Origin of the sequence: Streptomyces phaeoluteigriseus, assembly GCF_001896135.2 — a bacterium.
GTDB classification, from domain to species: Bacteria; Actinomycetota; Actinomycetes; order Streptomycetales; family Streptomycetaceae; genus Streptomyces; species Streptomyces phaeoluteigriseus.
The window spans coordinates 1358759-1374234 of sequence record NZ_MPOH02000015.1; the positions used below are offsets into that span (position 1 = coordinate 1358759).

Annotated in this window: 12 protein-coding genes and 3 pseudogenes; 6 read left to right on the forward strand and 9 right to left on the reverse strand. The window is 72.2% G+C overall.

Annotation, left to right across the window (positions count from 1 at the left end; translation table 11 throughout):
* Positions 1 to 62: 62 nt before the first annotated feature.
* Positions 63 to 479 carry an aggregation-promoting factor C-terminal-like domain-containing protein gene (locus BM536_RS24095; protein WP_073497573.1) on the forward strand — a complete coding sequence of 139 codons (417 nt, stop codon included), beginning with the start codon at positions 63 to 65 and terminating at the stop codon, positions 477 to 479.
* Positions 480 to 595: 116 nt separating this feature from the next.
* On the opposite strand, the gene BM536_RS24100 is transcribed toward BM536_RS24095, so the two are convergent.
* A complete protein-coding gene (locus BM536_RS24100; RefSeq protein ID WP_073497575.1) occupies positions 596 to 1834 on the reverse strand; it encodes a cytochrome P450 in 1239 nt (412 codons plus the stop codon).
* A 203-nt stretch (positions 1835 to 2037) separates the two neighbouring features.
* On the opposite strand from BM536_RS24100, the gene BM536_RS24105 reads away from it, so the two are divergent.
* Positions 2038 to 3207, forward strand: a complete 1170-nt coding sequence (locus tag BM536_RS24105; protein ID WP_073497577.1) for a steroid 3-ketoacyl-CoA thiolase — start codon at positions 2038 to 2040, stop codon at positions 3205 to 3207.
* On the opposite strand, the gene BM536_RS24110 is transcribed toward BM536_RS24105, so the two are convergent.
* The gene (locus BM536_RS24110; protein ID WP_079275183.1) at positions 3191 to 3379 is read right to left on the reverse strand and encodes a DUF397 domain-containing protein; all 189 of its coding nucleotides are present in this window, start codon (positions 3377 to 3379) and stop codon (positions 3191 to 3193) included. The genes BM536_RS24105 and BM536_RS24110 overlap by 17 nt on opposite strands.
* Positions 3380 to 3395: 16 nt before the next feature.
* Positions 3396 to 5443: pseudogene (locus BM536_RS24115) on the reverse strand (bifunctional glycosyltransferase 87/phosphatase PAP2 family protein).
* 848 nt (positions 5444 to 6291) lie between these two features.
* Between BM536_RS24115 and BM536_RS24120 the strand changes: the two are divergent.
* Entirely contained in the window at positions 6292 to 6963 is a 672-nt protein-coding gene (locus tag BM536_RS24120; protein ID WP_073497581.1) for an O-methyltransferase, read from the forward strand.
* A 31-nt stretch (positions 6964 to 6994) separates the two neighbouring features.
* On the opposite strand, the gene BM536_RS24125 is transcribed toward BM536_RS24120, so the two are convergent.
* Entirely contained in the window at positions 6995 to 7387 is a 393-nt protein-coding gene (locus BM536_RS24125; RefSeq protein ID WP_073497583.1) for a hypothetical protein, read from the reverse strand.
* A 103-nt stretch (positions 7388 to 7490) separates the two neighbouring features.
* Here BM536_RS24125 and BM536_RS24130 point away from each other — a divergent pair, with 103 nt between their 5' ends.
* Complete coding sequence (locus tag BM536_RS24130) at positions 7491 to 7907, forward strand: DnaJ family domain-containing protein (RefSeq protein WP_094103453.1); 417 nt, start codon at positions 7491 to 7493, stop codon at positions 7905 to 7907.
* 194 nt (positions 7908 to 8101) lie between these two features.
* On the opposite strand, the gene BM536_RS24135 is transcribed toward BM536_RS24130, so the two are convergent.
* Both BM536_RS24135 and BM536_RS24140 read right to left on the reverse strand, forming a co-directional pair.
* Positions 8102 to 8746, reverse strand: a complete 645-nt coding sequence (locus tag BM536_RS24135) for a hypothetical protein (protein WP_073496042.1) — start codon at positions 8744 to 8746, stop codon at positions 8102 to 8104.
* A 6-nt stretch (positions 8747 to 8752) separates the two neighbouring features.
* A pseudogene (locus BM536_RS24140) lies at positions 8753 to 9432 on the reverse strand (hypothetical protein).
* 143 nt (positions 9433 to 9575) lie between these two features.
* Here BM536_RS24140 and BM536_RS24145 point away from each other — a divergent pair.
* Positions 9576 to 10148: a GNAT family N-acetyltransferase gene (locus tag BM536_RS24145; protein WP_094103454.1), complete on the forward strand. Its 573-nt coding sequence runs from the start codon at positions 9576 to 9578 to the stop codon at positions 10146 to 10148.
* Here the strand turns inward: BM536_RS24145 and BM536_RS24150 are convergent.
* Positions 10141 to 12179 (reverse strand): annotated as a pseudogene (locus BM536_RS24150) (DHA2 family efflux MFS transporter permease subunit). The gene BM536_RS24145 and the pseudogene BM536_RS24150 sit on opposite strands and share 8 nt — an antisense overlap.
* A gap of 162 nt (positions 12180 to 12341) precedes the next feature.
* On the opposite strand from BM536_RS24150, the gene BM536_RS24155 reads away from it, so the two are divergent.
* Positions 12342 to 13427 (forward strand): peptidoglycan-binding domain-containing protein, encoded by a 1086-nt coding sequence (locus tag BM536_RS24155; protein ID WP_245873726.1) that lies wholly within the window; start codon positions 12342 to 12344, stop codon positions 13425 to 13427.
* A 283-nt stretch (positions 13428 to 13710) separates the two neighbouring features.
* On the opposite strand, the gene BM536_RS24160 is transcribed toward BM536_RS24155, so the two are convergent.
* Positions 13711 to 14379, reverse strand: coding sequence for an HAD-IA family hydrolase (locus BM536_RS24160; RefSeq protein ID WP_094103456.1), 669 nt, complete (start codon positions 14377 to 14379; stop codon positions 13711 to 13713).
* Positions 14380 to 14555: 176 nt separating this feature from the next.
* On the reverse strand, positions 14556 to 15137 hold the full coding sequence (locus BM536_RS24165) for a TMEM165/GDT1 family protein (RefSeq protein ID WP_073496044.1): 582 nt from the start codon (positions 15135 to 15137) through the stop codon (positions 14556 to 14558).
* Between the last annotated feature and the right edge of the window lie 339 nt (positions 15138 to 15476).

Here is a 15476-nt window from a genome sequence, read left to right on the forward strand (position 1 = left end):
CACGCACCGCGTGACTCCGGCATGCACCGCGACGCCCCTGTCCCCGAAGGAAAAGGTTCTCCGTGTCCGTCTCCGTCATCCGCCGCATCGCCTCCCCGAAGAAGGCCCTCACCGCCGCCGCCCTGGCCGCCGCGACCGCCGGCATGGCGCTGTCCGCGGCCCCCGCCCAGGCCTCGACCGTGACCTCCGCCTCCCAGGCCAAGGCGATCGCGCACAAGATGATCCCGGACGCCGCGCAGTTCAACGCGTTCAGCAAGATCGTGGAGCACGAGAGCGGCTGGGATGTCGACGCCACCAACGCCTCGTCCGGCGCCTACGGCCTGGTCCAGGCTCTGCCGGGCAACAAGATGGCCTCGGCCGGCTCCGACTGGAAGACCAACCCCAAGACCCAGATCGAGTGGGGTCTGGACTACATGAACTCCCGTTACGGCAGCCCGGCCGGCGCGTGGGCCTTCTGGCAGGCCAACGGCTGGTACTGAGCCGGACCCCAGGGCTCCCGGGCCCACCACCCCCCGCACGCGTGAGGCGGCGGCCACCCGATCCCCGGGGGCCGCCGCCTCACGCCTGTTCCGACGCGGTTCTCCGCGTGCCCGCGTCACTCACCGGCGCTGACCCGCAGCTCCTTCACCCCGTTGATCCACGCGGACCGCAGCCGCCGCGGGTCCTCGACGAGCCGCATCCGTGGCATCGCGTCGGCGAGGGCGTTGAAGATGAGGTCGATCTCCAGCACCGCGAGGGACTTGCCGAGGCAGAAGTGCGGCCCGCCGCCACCGAAGCCAAGGTGGGGATTGGGGTCCCGGGTGACGTCGAACTCGTCGGGCCGGTCGAACACCTCGGGGTCGTGGTTGGCGGAGGCGTAGAACAGGCCGACCCGGTCCCCCTTCCTGATCGTCTTCCCGCCCAGCTCGGTGTCCTGCGTGGCGGTCCGCTGGAAGGCGGCCACGGGCGCGGCCCAGCGCACGATCTCCTCGGCGGCGGTCGCGGGCCGCTCCCGCTTGTACAGCTCCCACTGCTCGGGGTGGGTGAGGAAGGCGTGCATGCCGTGGGTGATGGCGTTGCGGGTGGTCTCGTTGCCGGCCACGGCCAGCATGAGCACGAAGAACCCGAACTCGTCCGAGTTCAGGTTCCCCTCGTCCTCGGCGGCTACCAGCGTGGAGACGATGTCGCGGGCCGGGCAGCGCTTGCGCTCCGCGGCCATGCTCATGGCGTACGCGATGATCTCGGCGGCGGACCGGGCGCCGACCTCCTCGGTGACGGCGTACTCGGGGTCGTCGTAGGCGATCATCTTGTTGGACCAGTCGAAGATCCTGGTCCGGTCGTCCTGGGGTATGCCGATCAGCTCGGCGATGGCCTGGAGGGGCAGTTCGCAGGCGACCGAGGTGACGAAGTCGAAGGGCCCGTCGAGCGCGCGGGCCTCGGCGACGATGGCGGTGGCCCGCTCCCGCAGCCGCTGCTCCAGCGCCCGGATGGACCGGGGGGTGAACCCCCGCTGCACGATCTGCCGCACCCGCGTGTGCTCCGGCGGGTCCATGTTCAGCAGGATGAGCCGCTGCGCGTCGATGGAGTCGCGGGCGATGTGTTCGTTGAAGCGGATGATCGCGGTGTTGAGGGTGGAGGAGAAGATCTCGGGGTGGGTCGAGACGTACCGGACGTCGGCGTGCCGGGTCACCGCCCAGTAGCCCTCGTCCTCGAAGCCGGCCACGTTCCGCGACTGCGGGATCCAGCGGACCGGTTCGGCCAGCCGCAGCTCGGCGAACTCCGGGAGCGGCACACGGTGTTGCAGCAGGTCGGGGTCGGTGAAGTCGAACCCGTCGGGAAGCGCCGGACAGGGCATGGGCAGCTCCAGCCAGAAGGCAGCTTTTCTGACGGTTCATCAGAAACAGGTTCCGGTGAAGGTAGTTCAGGCACCCGAAGGCTGCAAGACCCTTGCGGTGACGCACATCACGTCATCAGACTGCTCAACAGAACTAGTACATGTTCTAGTTCTGTAGTGCCGTACGTCCGGAGGAGAGCCGCCCCCCGAGAGGATCCGCACCCATGGCCGCCGAACCCGTGATCGTGGAAGCAGTCCGCACCCCCATCGGCAAGCGCGGCGGCGCGCTCGCCAACCTGCACCCCGCCTATCTCCTCGGCGAGACCTACCGCGAGGTCCTCGGCCGCACCGGCATCCCCGCCGACGCCGTGGAGCAGATAGTGGGCGGCACGGTCACCCACGCCGGCGAACAGTCCATGAACCCCGCGCGCACGGCCTGGCTGACGGTGGGCCTCCCGTACGAGACGGCGGCGACGACGGTCGACTGCCAGTGCGGCTCGTCGCAGCAGGCGTCCCACATGACGGCGAACATGATCGCGGCGGGCGTGATCGACGTGGGCATCAGCTGCGGGGTCGAGGCGATGTCCCGGGTCCCGCTGGGCTCGGGCTCGAAGCACGGTCCGGGAAAGCCGTTCCCGGAGGAGTGGAACGTCGACCTCCCGAACCAGTTCGAGGCGGCGGAACGCATCGCGCGCCACCGGGGTCTGAGCCGGGAGGACGTCGACAGGCTGGGCCTGCTCTCCCAGGAACGGGCGGCGGCGGCCTGGTCGGAGGAACGCTTCAAGAGGGAGACCTTCGCCGTCCAGGTCCCGACGACGGAGGAGGAACAGGCGGCGGGCCAGGGCATGTGGCGCCTGGTGGACCGGGACGAAGGCCTGCGGGACACGTCGCTGGAGGCGCTGTCGCGCCTCAAGCCCGTCATGCCCACAGCGGTCCACACGGCCGGCAACTCCTCGCAGATCTCGGACGGCGCGGCGGCGATCATGTGGTCGTCGAAGCGGATGGCCCGCGCCCTGAAGCTGAAGCCGAGGGCGAGGATCGTGGCCCAGGCCCTGGTGGGCGCCGACCCCCACTTCCACCTGGACGGCCCGATCGACGCGACGCGGGCTGTGCTCGGCAAGGCGGGCATGTCCCTGAAGGACATCGACCTCGTCGAGATCAACGAAGCCTTCGCCTCGGTGGTGTTGAGCTGGACGAAGGTCTTCGACCAGGACCTCGACAAGGTCAACGTGAACGGCGGCGGGATCGCCCTCGGTCACCCGGTAGGAGCGACGGGCGCCCGCCTGATCACGACGGCACTGCACGAACTGGAACGCACCGACAGGGAGTTCGCCCTGATCACGATGTGCGCGGGGGGCGGCTTGGCCACGGGGACGATCATCCAGCGGCTGTAGTCCACCGGAGGAACGTCGAGAACGCGGCGGGCTCGGCCCTGAGGATCGGGCCCGCCGGGATCCTGGAGTCGCGGACGGCGGCGGTGGCGGGGGCCTCGGCGATGGCGGCGATGGCGGGGGCCTCGGCGATCTCCACGCAGTCGCAGTTCGAGTGCGTCGGAGCCTCAGGCACCGAGGCCCCCGGCCCTTCAGGCGCTGGCCGTCCGTTCCTTCTCCGGTTCCAGCTCGTCCTTCGTGGCCGTGGCCGCCGCCGACCCCGCCCGCGGCCCCTGCAACACGTACGCCAGCCCGAAGCCGGCCAGGACGACCGCCGCGCCGCCCACCGCGTCGAGGAGCCAGTGGTTGCCGGTGGCCACGATCGCGGAGACCGTGAAGAGGGGGTGCAGGAGGCCCAGGGCCTTCATCCACCACTTCGGGGCGACGATCGCGATCGCCAGACCGCACCACAGGGACCAGCCGAAGTGCAGGGACGGCATCGCCGCGTACTGGTTGGTCAGGGACGTCAGGGTGCCGTAGTCGGGCTGGGTGAAGTCCTGGACTCCGTGGACGGTGTCGATGATGCCGAGGCCCGGCATCAGGCGGGGCGGAGCCAGCGGGTACAGCCAGAAGCCGACCAGCGCGAGCAGGGTCGCGAAGCCGAGGGAGGAGCGGGCCCAGCGGTAGTCCACCGGGCGGCGCCAGTAGAGGACGGCCAGCACCGACAGCGGGACCGCGAAGTGGAACGAGGTGTAGTAGAAGTCGAAGAAGTCGCGCAGCCAGCCGACCTCGACGACCGCGTGGTTGGCCCAGTGCTCGATGTCGATGTGCAGGAAGCGCTCGATGTCGAGGATCTCGCGGCCGTGGGCCTCCGCCCGCTCCCGTCCGCCCGAGATGGTCCCGCCCGTCGCCGCGAGCCTGACCTGCTGGTACGCCGCGTAGGTGACGCGGATGAGCAGCAGCTCCAGGAGCAGGTTGGGGCGGGTGAGGACCCGGCGCAGAACCGGCAGCAGCGGGACGTGTTTCCAGCGGGCCGGGACGGGGGCGGCGTACCGCGTGGGGATCGGGGTCCGGTAGTACGGGGAGGTGCGCGACAGGAAGGGCATGACCGTCGCGGCGGCCAGCGCGGCGAGGAGGACGACGTTGTCGCGCAGGGGGTACAGGGCCGCCATGTCCGGCAGCATCATCTTCGCCGGGAGGGTCATGACCAGGATGACGGCGACCGGCCACACGTACCGGTCCGAGGCGCGCTTGCCGACCCGGCCGACGACCGCCGGCAGGACCCAGAGGAGCTGGTGCTGCCAGGTCGTCGGGGACACGAGGATGGCGGTACAGCCGGTGATCGCTACCGCCAGCAGGAGCTGGCCGTCGCGGGCGTAGCGCACCGCCCGGCGGATGCCGAGCGCGGCGACGCCCGCGCCCAGCGTCAGGAACAGGGCGATCTCCAGCGGGCCGGAGAGGCCGAAGCGCAGCAGGGCGCCGTGCAGGGACTGGTTGCCGAGGGCGTCCGCCCTGCCGCCGAGGCCCACGCCCGCCATGTGGTGGACCCAGTAGGTGTACGAGTCGTGCGGCATGGCCGCCCAGGCGAGCAGCGTGCAGGCCAGGAACGACGCCCCCGCGGTCGCGGCGCCCGGCGCCGGCCGGTGACCCACAGCAGCGGGGCGAACAGCAGGACGGTCGGCTGGAGGGCCGCCGCCAGGCCGATCAGCGCGCCGCCCGCGTGCCGCCCGCGTACGACGAAGCAGCCGAGCAGGACGAGCAGGACGGGGATGATGCTGGTCTGGCCGAGCCAGAGGGTGTTGCGGACGGGAAGGGACAGCATCAGCAGGCTGATCGCGACGGGCGCGGCCAGCAGCGAGGTGCGTCTGCTCACCGGCTGCGGCAGGGCCCGCGCGACGACGAGCCCGAGGGCGGCCACCAGCAGCAGGGTGCCGAAGGTCCAGCCCCAGCCGAGGGCCTGTTCGGCCGCGCGCGTGAGGGGCTTGAGGACGAGCCCGCCGAACGGGGTGCCGGTGAAGCGCGTCGAGTCGTAGAGCGAACCGTTGACGTGCAGGACGCCGTTCGGCCCGACCCAGGTCTCCAGGTCCGTCAGTCGCTCTCCGCGCGGGGTGCCGAGGACGACGGCCACCTGCCGGACGGCGAGGACCGCCGCTACCAGCCAGAGGCCGAGGCGGGCCATGCGCAGACGCGCTCTCGCCGTGTCGACCGCCGCCGCTCCGAACGGTTCCGCCGGTCGTCCGCTCTGCTCCGCATCCGCCACGCCTCGTAGGCCTCCCGCCCCGTAGGTCCCACGCGTTCCGTCGTGGGGTCAGTCTTCACGAACCCTATGAGGCTCGCGGCACCCCCGGACAGAGACGCAAGCCGCCCCGCATTCACCTGACGTCCGTTCTCCTTTTGTCCGGAAGACGATAGTGCTCCTGGGGAGGTGTCGTTCCCGCGGGGGTGCGGGGTCGGTCACGGCCCGACCCCGACCGGCGCCCACGACCTGCGCCCACGACCGGCTCCACGCAACCGGCACCTCGGGCCCGTTCGTCGTGGACCCGGACGGTGATCCTTCGGGCCCGTTCGTCGTGGACCCGGACGGTGATCCACGGGTGTGACCGACACGCCGGTCACGACGGACGGAGGTGTTCGGGCGATGCCCGTGGGCACGGACGAGGGCCCGCTGGGCGGGCCGGCGGCGGAGAACGCCGTTCCTGACGGTGCTCACCCAGCGCTTCCCGGAGCCGGCGGCGATCTCGGCGGACCACGGGCTGCGCCGGACGGCGAGGGACATGGCGTACCGGCGGGTGGTCCCTGTGTCGGAGGGCGGGCCTGGGGAGGCGGAGCCGAGACTGCGCCCGGCGGCGGTGCGGACCGGCTGCTCACGGTGGCCGGGTCCCGGTCCGGCTGCCGACCGTCGGGGGCGGCCCGGCGCCGCTGGTGACGTGAGGGTCACGCTCGGGCCGCACGGGGCCGGGCTCCCACCCCGCCTGGGCCGAACGGCTGAATCGGGCCGGTGCGGACCCTGTGAGTTCCGGGCGAGGGGGAACTCGGGCACGGCGTACGGCGTTGACAGACTAGTTAGCGTTCCTAACGAGTCATGTCGGCAACTGAGAGGCAGAGCGCATGAGCGAGTCGCAGATCTGGGACACCGTCGACGCCTACTTCACCGCCCACCTCGCCCCGGACGACGAGGTGACCGCGGCCGCGCTGCGCGACAGCGAGGCGGCCGAACTGCCCCAGGCCAACGTCACGGCGAACCAGGGCAAGCTGCTCCAGCTCCTCGCGGAGATCCAGGGTGCCCGGACCATTCTGGAGATCGGCACACTCGGCGGGTACAGCACCATCTGGCTGGGCCGCGCCCTCCCGGCCGACGGCAGGCTCGTGTCGCTGGAGTACAGCCCGAAGCACGCCGAGGTCGCCACCCGCAACATCGCGCGCGCGGGCCTCGACAAACAGGTCGAGGTGCGGGTGGGCGCGGCCCTGGACTCGCTGCCCCTGCTGGCGGACGAGAACCCGCCACCGTTCGACCTGGTCTTCATCGACGCCGACAAGGTCAACAACGCCCGCTATCTGGAGTGGGCGCTGCGGCTCACCAGCGCCGGCAGCCTGATCGTCGTCGACAACGTCGTACGGGGCGGCCGGGTGGTCGACGCGGACAGCGGCGCGGGCGACGTGCAGGGCACCCGCGACGCCATCGAACTCATGGGCGCGCACCCGAGGTTGAGCGGTACGGCGATCCAGACGGTGGGCTCCAAGGGCTACGACGGCTTCGCTCTGGCGCGCGTGCTGGCGTAACCCCGACGCCCGGGCCGGCCCTCGCCAGGTCTCACGCCTCGTGGTAGAAGCCCACGTTGACGCTGCGCGGGCCGGTGCGGTCCGTGACGACGATCTCGCCGTTGCCGCCGCGCGGGAGCCGCACGGTCCCGCCGTAGGCGATGGTCTGGGCGTACTCGCCGACCACCAGCCGGACCTCCGAGGACGGGTCCGGCTGGGAGCCGCGCAGCCAGCTGACCTGCCAGACGCCTTCGGGACCGCAGAGAAACTCGAGGTGCACCCGGGAGACGAACAGCCACTCCTCGGGCGTGGCGAGGCGGCACACGGACTTGTCCCGGCCCACCCGCAGCACGGCGCCCGGCTCGCTGGGCGAGTCGGCCATGAGCATGCCGGCCGTGGCACCCTCTTCCGTCCCGGAGACGGTTGCCATGGTGAGTTCGAGCACGTGCGCTCCTCAAGAGATGTCTGTCCGACAGCGTCCGGACTGTGCGTGCACAGCCGCCGCATACTAAATCGCCCGGCCCCGCCGCGTCCGGCACAATGGACCCATGACCGAGCGAAAGCCACCGGGTGTCCCGTTCGAGTCCTGGATCGACAAGCAGATCCAGGATGCGGAGCGACGTGGCGAGTTCGATCAACTCCCAGGGCTGGGAAGGCCGTTGGACCCGGAGATCGAGGGTCCGTACGACGAAATGTGGTGGATCAGGCGCAAGATGGCGCGCGAGGGGCTCTCGGTGCTGCCCCCCGCGCTGGCCCTGCGCAAGGAGGCGGAGGACGCTCTCGCCGCGGCGTACGCGGCGCCCTCGGAGCGCATCGCCCGGAAGATCGTCACGGACGTCAACGTCAAGCTCCGCGACATGATGTTCAGGCCGCCGCCCGGCCCCCCGCTGGGCATGAGGCCGTACGACGTCGAAGAGGTCGTACGCCAGTGGCGGGAGCGCCGGGCGGCGGCCGGGGACGGCTGAGGCCTGTCGTTTGGATCACGTCGCAGACGCGGGGTCCGGCACGCGCATCTGCCGCGTTGTCGTCGGTTGCCGACGCTCCGCGTCGACGCCCTCCTCCGCCTTGCAGCCGCACGCACCAGACCCCGCTCACCGGCACTGAACAGCGCCGTCGATTTCCTGCGACCTGATCCGAACGACAGGCCCCAGGGCCTGACCTAGATGTGCAGGAGCCGGTCGGTCAGCTCGCGGTAGTCCCGCAGGGCCAGCCGGAGCTGCTCGGTGTCGGCGGTCGTCGCGGCGTCGCCCTTCTTGTCGTCGGCGAGCTGCCAGGAACCGCGCAGCGTACGACGGCGGCTGTTCACGGCTTCGGTGAGGCGGGCGGCGAGGTCCTCCAGGACCTGGTCGGCCTCCTCGACGGCGTCGCGGGGCCGGTCCACGAAGCCGGCCACCGCGTGCTGCATCCGCGAGGAGAGCTTGTCGGACTCGTCGTGCGGGAGCAGCGAGGGCCTTTCGGCCGAGCGGGCGTCGTCGGTCCCATGGGCCGCGCCGGTGCCCCGCTGGGCGCCGATCCCGCCGCTGTCCTCGACGGCTCCGGCCGGGAGGCCACCAGGTGTGGTGGGACGCGTGTCCCGGCCGCCGGTGACGGGGTCGACGCTCGGCCCGTCGGGGTCGGCCGCCGGGTTCCGCGGCGACGACGTGCCCACGCTCCGCCCCTCCCCCTGGCTCAGGCCCTGTCCCTGTCCCTGTCCCTGTCCCTGGGTCTCTCCCAGCGGTACGACTCGGGGTCGTGCCTGCTCCTGTGCCGTTTCCTGGTCCTGTGTCGCGCGGCGGTAGTCGCCGCCGGAGGTCACGTCAGACATGCCTGTTCACCCCTGCTTGGTCTGGTGGCGGTGGAAGCCCGGCAGGTGGAAGCCGGAGCGTCCCTCGTGGCGCGTGGCCTGACGGTCCTCCGGAGGCCGGGTCGTCGGCGCCCGGTGGCGGCCCTCGCCGACCAGGTCGTCGAAGAGGGCGCGGGCCTCGACCATGGCGGCCCGCAGGTCCTCGGTGCCGGGGGCCTCGCCGCCCCGTGCGCCACCGTCCTGGTGGAAGCGGGTGACGTGGTGCACGTGCCGGTAGCCCTGCACGTGGTCGGCGTGGTGCACGGCGAGCGCGGCGACCTGCTCGTCGTACTGCCCGCCGTCCGGGTAGCCGCGGGCGCCGCGGCGTCGGCGAGGATCCGGTCCGCCTCGGCGACCGCCTCGCGCGGGGAGTCGACGAAGCGCTCCTGCGCCGCGGCCCAGCGGGCCTCGAACCGCTCGCGCTCCGCGGGCTCCAGGGGCCGCTCCTTCAGCCCGCCGTGCCGTTCCACGAGGCCGCCGAGTTCCCGCTCGGCCGCCTTGACGTCCCCGTCGTGCCGGGCCACGGCCCGGTCGTACTCGGGCCCGAAGCGGCGCTTCAGGCCACGTCCTCCCTGTGACGACCCTCGGGCCCGTGCGGCCAGCACGGCCGCGACGGCGACGACGACCGCCACGATCACGATGAGAGCGATGATCACGCCTGTGGACATGGTTGCCTTCCGGTGTTTCGGCCCCGCGGGCCGGTTCACTGTGCGGGTTGCCCGCACAGCGCCGGACAAACGGCCGCGGACGTCGTACCCTGCCCACGCATATGTGGTCGCGCGCCCCGTGGGCCCCCGCGAGAATGGCCGGCATGACCTGGATCGTCGCCCCGGAACCCGTGGACTCCCCCGTCGCCGCCGCGCTGTGGCGGGAGTACTACACCGAGGTCAGCGACCGCTGGTACCTGCTGCACGAGGGGCGGCGGACCGATCCCGCCGAGCTGGAGCGGGAGATCGCCGCCCACCCGGGGACCGAACTGGCGCCCCCGACCGGCCGGTTGCTCGTCGCGCGGTACGACGGGGAGCCGGCCGGAAGTGCGGGGGTACGGCTGCTGGACGCGTCGACGGCCGAGCTGACGCGGGTGTTCCTGCGGCCGGGGGCGCGCGGCAGGGGAGGCGGGCCGCTGCTCGTCGGGGCCGCCGAGGAGGCCGCCCGCGCGCTGGGCGCCAAACGGATGGTCCTCGACACCCGCGGCGACCTCGTCGAGGCCCGCGCGCTGTACGCCCGCCTCGGATACCGGGAGGGCGCCCCGCACAACGACGACCCGTACGCCGAGCACTGGTTCGCCAAGGACCTGACCGGCGTGGACGTGAGCGGGCGGACGTGGACGGGGGTGACCGGGGACGTGACCGGCGAAGAGCCCGGCGGCTCGCGCCTCAGCTGAACCGGGCCGCCGGGCGTTCGCCGTGCGGCTGCTCGCGGTCGGAGCCGCACAGTTCGGCGTTCAGTTCCCGCACCAGTTGTGTCAGGTCGGTGGGGCGGTCCGGGCCCCACCAGTCGCCGAGCAGTTCGGCGAGCGACTCCTCGCGGCCCGCGAGAGGTGGTCGGCGACCTCGCGGCCCTCGTCGGTCGGCACCAGGTCGAGGCCCTCGCGCACGGCCAGCCGGCGTTCCTCGACCTGCCGGGCGGCGGCCAGGATCACCGGCAGCGGGACGGGGACGCGCTCGGCGAGCCTGCCCGGCTCGACGCTGCCGTGGCGCTTCATCCGCAGCAGCATCCAGCTGGCGGCGGGCAGCAGGTCGTAGCCGGCCCGGTCGGTGATCGTCCGGTAGATCTCGCGGCGGCCCTCCCGGGTACCGAGGACGGACAGCGCCCGGCACACCTCGTCGTACGACGAGCGCTCGACCGGGTTGCTGGCCAGCGTCTCCGTCACGTCCGGCGCGGTGACCGAGCCGCGCAGCGGGTCCTCCTTCAGGAACCAGGCGAGAAGGAAACCGAGGACGGCGACCGGCGCGGCGTACAGGAAGACGTCCGTGATGGACGAGGCGTAGGCGTGCAGGACCTGCGGGCGCAGCGCGGCGGGCAGGTCTGCGATGACGCGCGGGTCGGCCTCCAGCGCGTCGAGGGAGACCGCCGGCGGGAGGTCCACGCCCCGGAAGGCGTCCGCGAGCTTGTCGCCGAGGCGGTTCGTGAAGACCGTGCCGAAGATGGCGACGCCGAACGAGGCCCCGATGGAGCGGAAGAAGGTCGCGCCGGAGGTGGCGACGCCGAGATCCTCGTAGGAGACGGCGTTCTGCACGATGAGGACCAGGACCTGCATCACCAGGCCGAGTCCCAGGCCGAAGACGAAGAAGAACGCGCTCATCTCGGCGGTGGAGCTGTGCTCGTCGAGCTGGTGCAGCAGAAGCAGGCCGACGGCCGTCACGGCGGTGCCGGTGACCGGGAACACCTTCCAGCGGCCGGTGCGGCTGACGATCTGTCCGGACGCCGTCGACGCCAGCAGCAGACCGGCCACCATCGGCAGCATGTGCACGCCGGACAGGGTCGGCGAGACGCCCTGCACGACCTGGAGGAAGGTCGGCAGATAGGTCATCGCGCCGAACATCGCGAAGCCCACGATGAAGCTGATCACGGCGGACAGCGTGAAGGTGCGGATGCGGAACAGCTTGAGCGGCAGCACGGGTTCGGCGGCCCTGCGCTCCACGGCCACGAAGACGAAGGCCAGGACGACGCCCAGCACGGCGAGTCCGACGATCTGCGGCGAGCCCCAGCCCCAGGTGGTGCCGCCCAGCGAGGCCACCAGCACCAGGCAGGTGGCGACGGAGGCGATGAGGAGGGTGCCCAGGTAGTCGATGACGTGCTTCGCCGACTTGCGCGGGATGCGCAGGACGGTGGCGATGACGGCGAGCGCGACGACACCGAGCGGGAGGTTGACGTAGAAGACCCAGCGCCAGCTCAGATGCTCGGTGAACAGGCCGCCCAGGAGCGGCCCGAGGACACTCGTCGTCCCGAAGACCGCGCCGAACAGGCCCTGGTAGCGGCCACGTTCACGCGGCGGGACGATGTCGCCGACGATCGCCATCGACAGCACCATCAACCCGCCGCCGCCCAGCCCCTGGAGCGCGCGGAATCCGATGAGCTGCGGCATGTTCTGCGCCATCCCGCACAGCGCCGAGCCGATCAGGAAGATCACGATCGCGATCTGGAACAGCCTCTTGCGCCCGTACTGGTCGCCCAGTTTGCCCCACAGCGGGGTGGCGGCGGTCGACGCCAGCAGGTACGCCGTGACCACCCAGGAGAGGTGTTCCATGCCGCCCAGTTCGCTGACGATCGTGGGCAGCGCCGTCGACACGATCGTCTGGTCGAGGGCGGCGAGCAGCATGCCGAGCAGCAGTGCGCCGATCGACACGAGGACGTTCCCGGGCACCTGCTCCGGACGGGGATCCCCCGTCCGGGCCTGCGCGTCCAAGGCCATGGATGCCTCCTGAGGCTCGCGTGGACATCTCCCATCGTGATCGGTGTGTCCCGTTATGGCCTGTCGAGTCCTGCCGGAACCCCCCGTTCCGGGGGTCGCGGGCAGCCGGTCGTGTGGAGGATCTGCATAATCCTTGGAGTTTGGATGGGGAGGGACGAACGGGTGAACGATCCGACGGACCGACAGGGGCGACCGGGTGAACCGGCGCGCCCTGAGCGGCATGGGCATCCGTGTCCGCAGTGCGGTGCGCTCCGGGCGGCGGACAACGCCCCGACGTGCGCGTGCGCGCAGCGCGCCTCCGACGCCCTGCGCGACACCCGCGAGGCGGAGGTGGCAGCGGCGGAGGGCTTCGACCCGCTGCGGATACGGCCGTACGTGGAACTGGGGGAAGGGGCCGGGGACGGCGGGGAGGCTCCCGCCGATGACGCGACGACGCCGTTGCCCGCGGTTCGGCCGGTTCCTCCCGGTGACGCGGCGGCCGACGCGACCATGGTCCTGCGCGCCGTCGACCCGTCCGGTACAGCCCCGGTGCCGACGCCGCTCGCATCCTCCGGCTCGACGCCCAGCGACACGGACCTGAGCCTGTTCGAGGCGGGCGAGGACTCCGGGAGCGGGCGGTACGACGACGAAGAGGCCCCGGGCGGCCGTCGGCGCCGTACGCTGCTGATCGCCTCGGCCGGTGCCGCCGTCGCCGTGATCGCCGCGGCCGGGTTCGCCAGCGGGCTGTTCTCCTACGAGACGCCGACCCGCGACCAGGCCGCCCCGGAGGAGGTCCGCGCGGCCGTTCCGGACACCTCGACCAGCGCGCCCGCGGCATCGCCGTCGGCGAGCCGTTCGGCGTCCCCGTCGGCGTCTAGCGCCTCGCCGTCGCCCTCCGAGAGCGCGAGCGCGTCACCGTCCGCCACGGAGTCCAGCGCCTCCCCGTCTCCCTCCCGCACGACCGAGCCGAGCCCGAGCGCGCCCACCACCCAGGCCACCGAGTCCCTCACGCCGGGGAACGGGGCGGAGGGCGGCAGCGGCGAGGTGACCGTCCTGCGCCGCGGGGACCGCGGGCCCGAGGTGACCGAACTCCAGCTGCGGCTGCGGCAGGTGTACCTCTTCAACGACGAGGCGAACGGGGTGTTCGGCAACCGGGTCGAGGAAGCCCTCCGCAACTACCAGTGGTCGCGGGGCATCAAGGGGGACGAACTCGGCGAGTACGGGTTGGCCACCCGGACGAGCCTGGAGTCGGAGACGAAGGAGCCGTAGCGGCGGGGCGCGCTGCGCCTCCGTACCAGCCTGCGGGCAGGCGTGCCCGCCTGGGGGCGGCGCGTACCGCGGGCGGGCAGGCGGGCACGGGCGGCGTAGACGGGACGGGCGGCGCAGGCGGGCACGGGTGACGCGGACGGGCGCAGACGGGCACAGGCGGCGCAGACGGGCACGGGTGACGCGGACGGGCACGGGCGGCGCGGACGGGCACAGGCGGCATCCCGTAAGTGCCGGGCAACGCGACCCGCCCTCGGGCGCCGGCGTCGGCGTCGGCGTCGGGCGTCTACTCCCCCACGTGGATCCGGACCCCGTTCCCCACGACCTCCACCCGCACCACCGTCAGATCCCGCACCACCACGTCCGGCCGGTGCGCCACCGCCCGCGGCCCGATCCCCACCACCCGCATCCCCGCGGCGCGCCCCGCCGCGATTCCCGCCCCCGAGTCCTCGAAGACGACGCACTCCGCCGGGGACACGCCCAGCTCGGCCGCGCCCTTGAGGAAGCCCTCGGGGTCCGGTTTGCTCGCGCCGACCGATTCCGCGGTGACGCGGATCTCCGGGAGGGGAAGGCCCGCCGCGGCCATGCGGGCCGTCGAGAGGGGGACGTCCGCCGAGGTGACCAGGGCGTGCGGGACGTCGCGGAGGGAGGCGAGGAACGCGGAGGCGCCGGGCACCGGGACGACGCCGTCCATGTCGGCGGTCTCCTCGGCGAGCATCCGCGCGTTGTCGGCGAGGTTCTGCTCCATGGGGCGATGCGGCAGCAGGACGGCCATCGAGGCGTACCCCTGGCGGCCGTGGACGACCTTCATGACCTCGTCGCCGTCCAAGCCGTGCCGGTCGGCCCAGCGCCGCCAGACGCGTTCCACGACGGCGTCGGAGTTCACGAGGGTGCCGTCCATGTCGAGGAGGAGGGCACGGGCGGTCAGGACGGTGGTGGACTCGGCGGCCGGCATCGGCGACTCCCAGCGCGGACGGGCGCGTGCGCAGGCACGCGGGAAACAAGGCGGCCCCGCCCGCCGGTCAGGGAAAACGGACGGGAGCCACTTTGTTTCTCTACGGTACAAAACTGTCGGGCCCTCACGCCACCCGCCCCCGGCAGGGTTCACCTGCCGTTCAGCTCGCGCGCGGCTCAGCCGGCGATCGCCTCCCACAGGCTCCACACGCCGAGGCCCAGCATCAGCACCGCCGCGATCTGGGTGATCAGCTTCAGCGGCACCCGCTTCATCAGGGCTTTCCCGCCGACGATGCCCAGTGCGGCCACCGACCACAGGGCCAGCACCGCGCCGAGACCGACGGAGAGCGGGTCGTCGTAACGGGCGGCGAGGTTGGCCGTCATGATCTGGGTCAGGTCGCCGAACTCGGCGACGAGGATGAGCATGAAACCCGCCCCGGAGACCTTCCAGAAGGACTGGTTCTCGGGCTTGCGGATCTCCTCCTCGTCCTCGTCCTTCTTCATCAGCAGCACGGCCGCGCCGCCCAGGAACAGCACGCCGGTGAGCGCGTGCACGATCTGCTGCGGCAGCAGGGTCAGCACGCTGCCGGCCGCGACGGCGAGGGTGACGTGCAGCGCGAAGGCGGCGGCGACGCCGGCGAAGACGTACGACGCGCGGTAGCGGGTGCCGAGGACGAGGCCGGCGAGGGCGGTCTTGTCCGGCAGTTCGGCGAGGAAGACGACGCCGAAGACGAGCGCCGTCACGGTCAGGCTGATCAAGGGTCCTCAATCGGTCGGGCTGCCCCACCGAGAGTGCTGTTTCCTTCGCACAGGACACCTCGGCACGGCAGCACACGTCTGCTCCGTGCCGTACGGCACGGAGGTGCACTGCTTGCCGAAGGTCTCGCTGGCCGACCGGGTGAGGGTCTGCCTCCGGGCGCCGGCTCAGACGAGCTGAGCAGTATGTCGACGGTCCGGCGAAGAGCTACTCCCCTTCTGCGCCGTCCATAGTACGTGACCCCGGCACCGACCCTCGGGGCGACCACGGAGCGGACACAGGCAGCCCGTCCCGAGCGGCGCCGACCGCGGGAACGCCCTGGGACCGACCGCGGGAGCGCC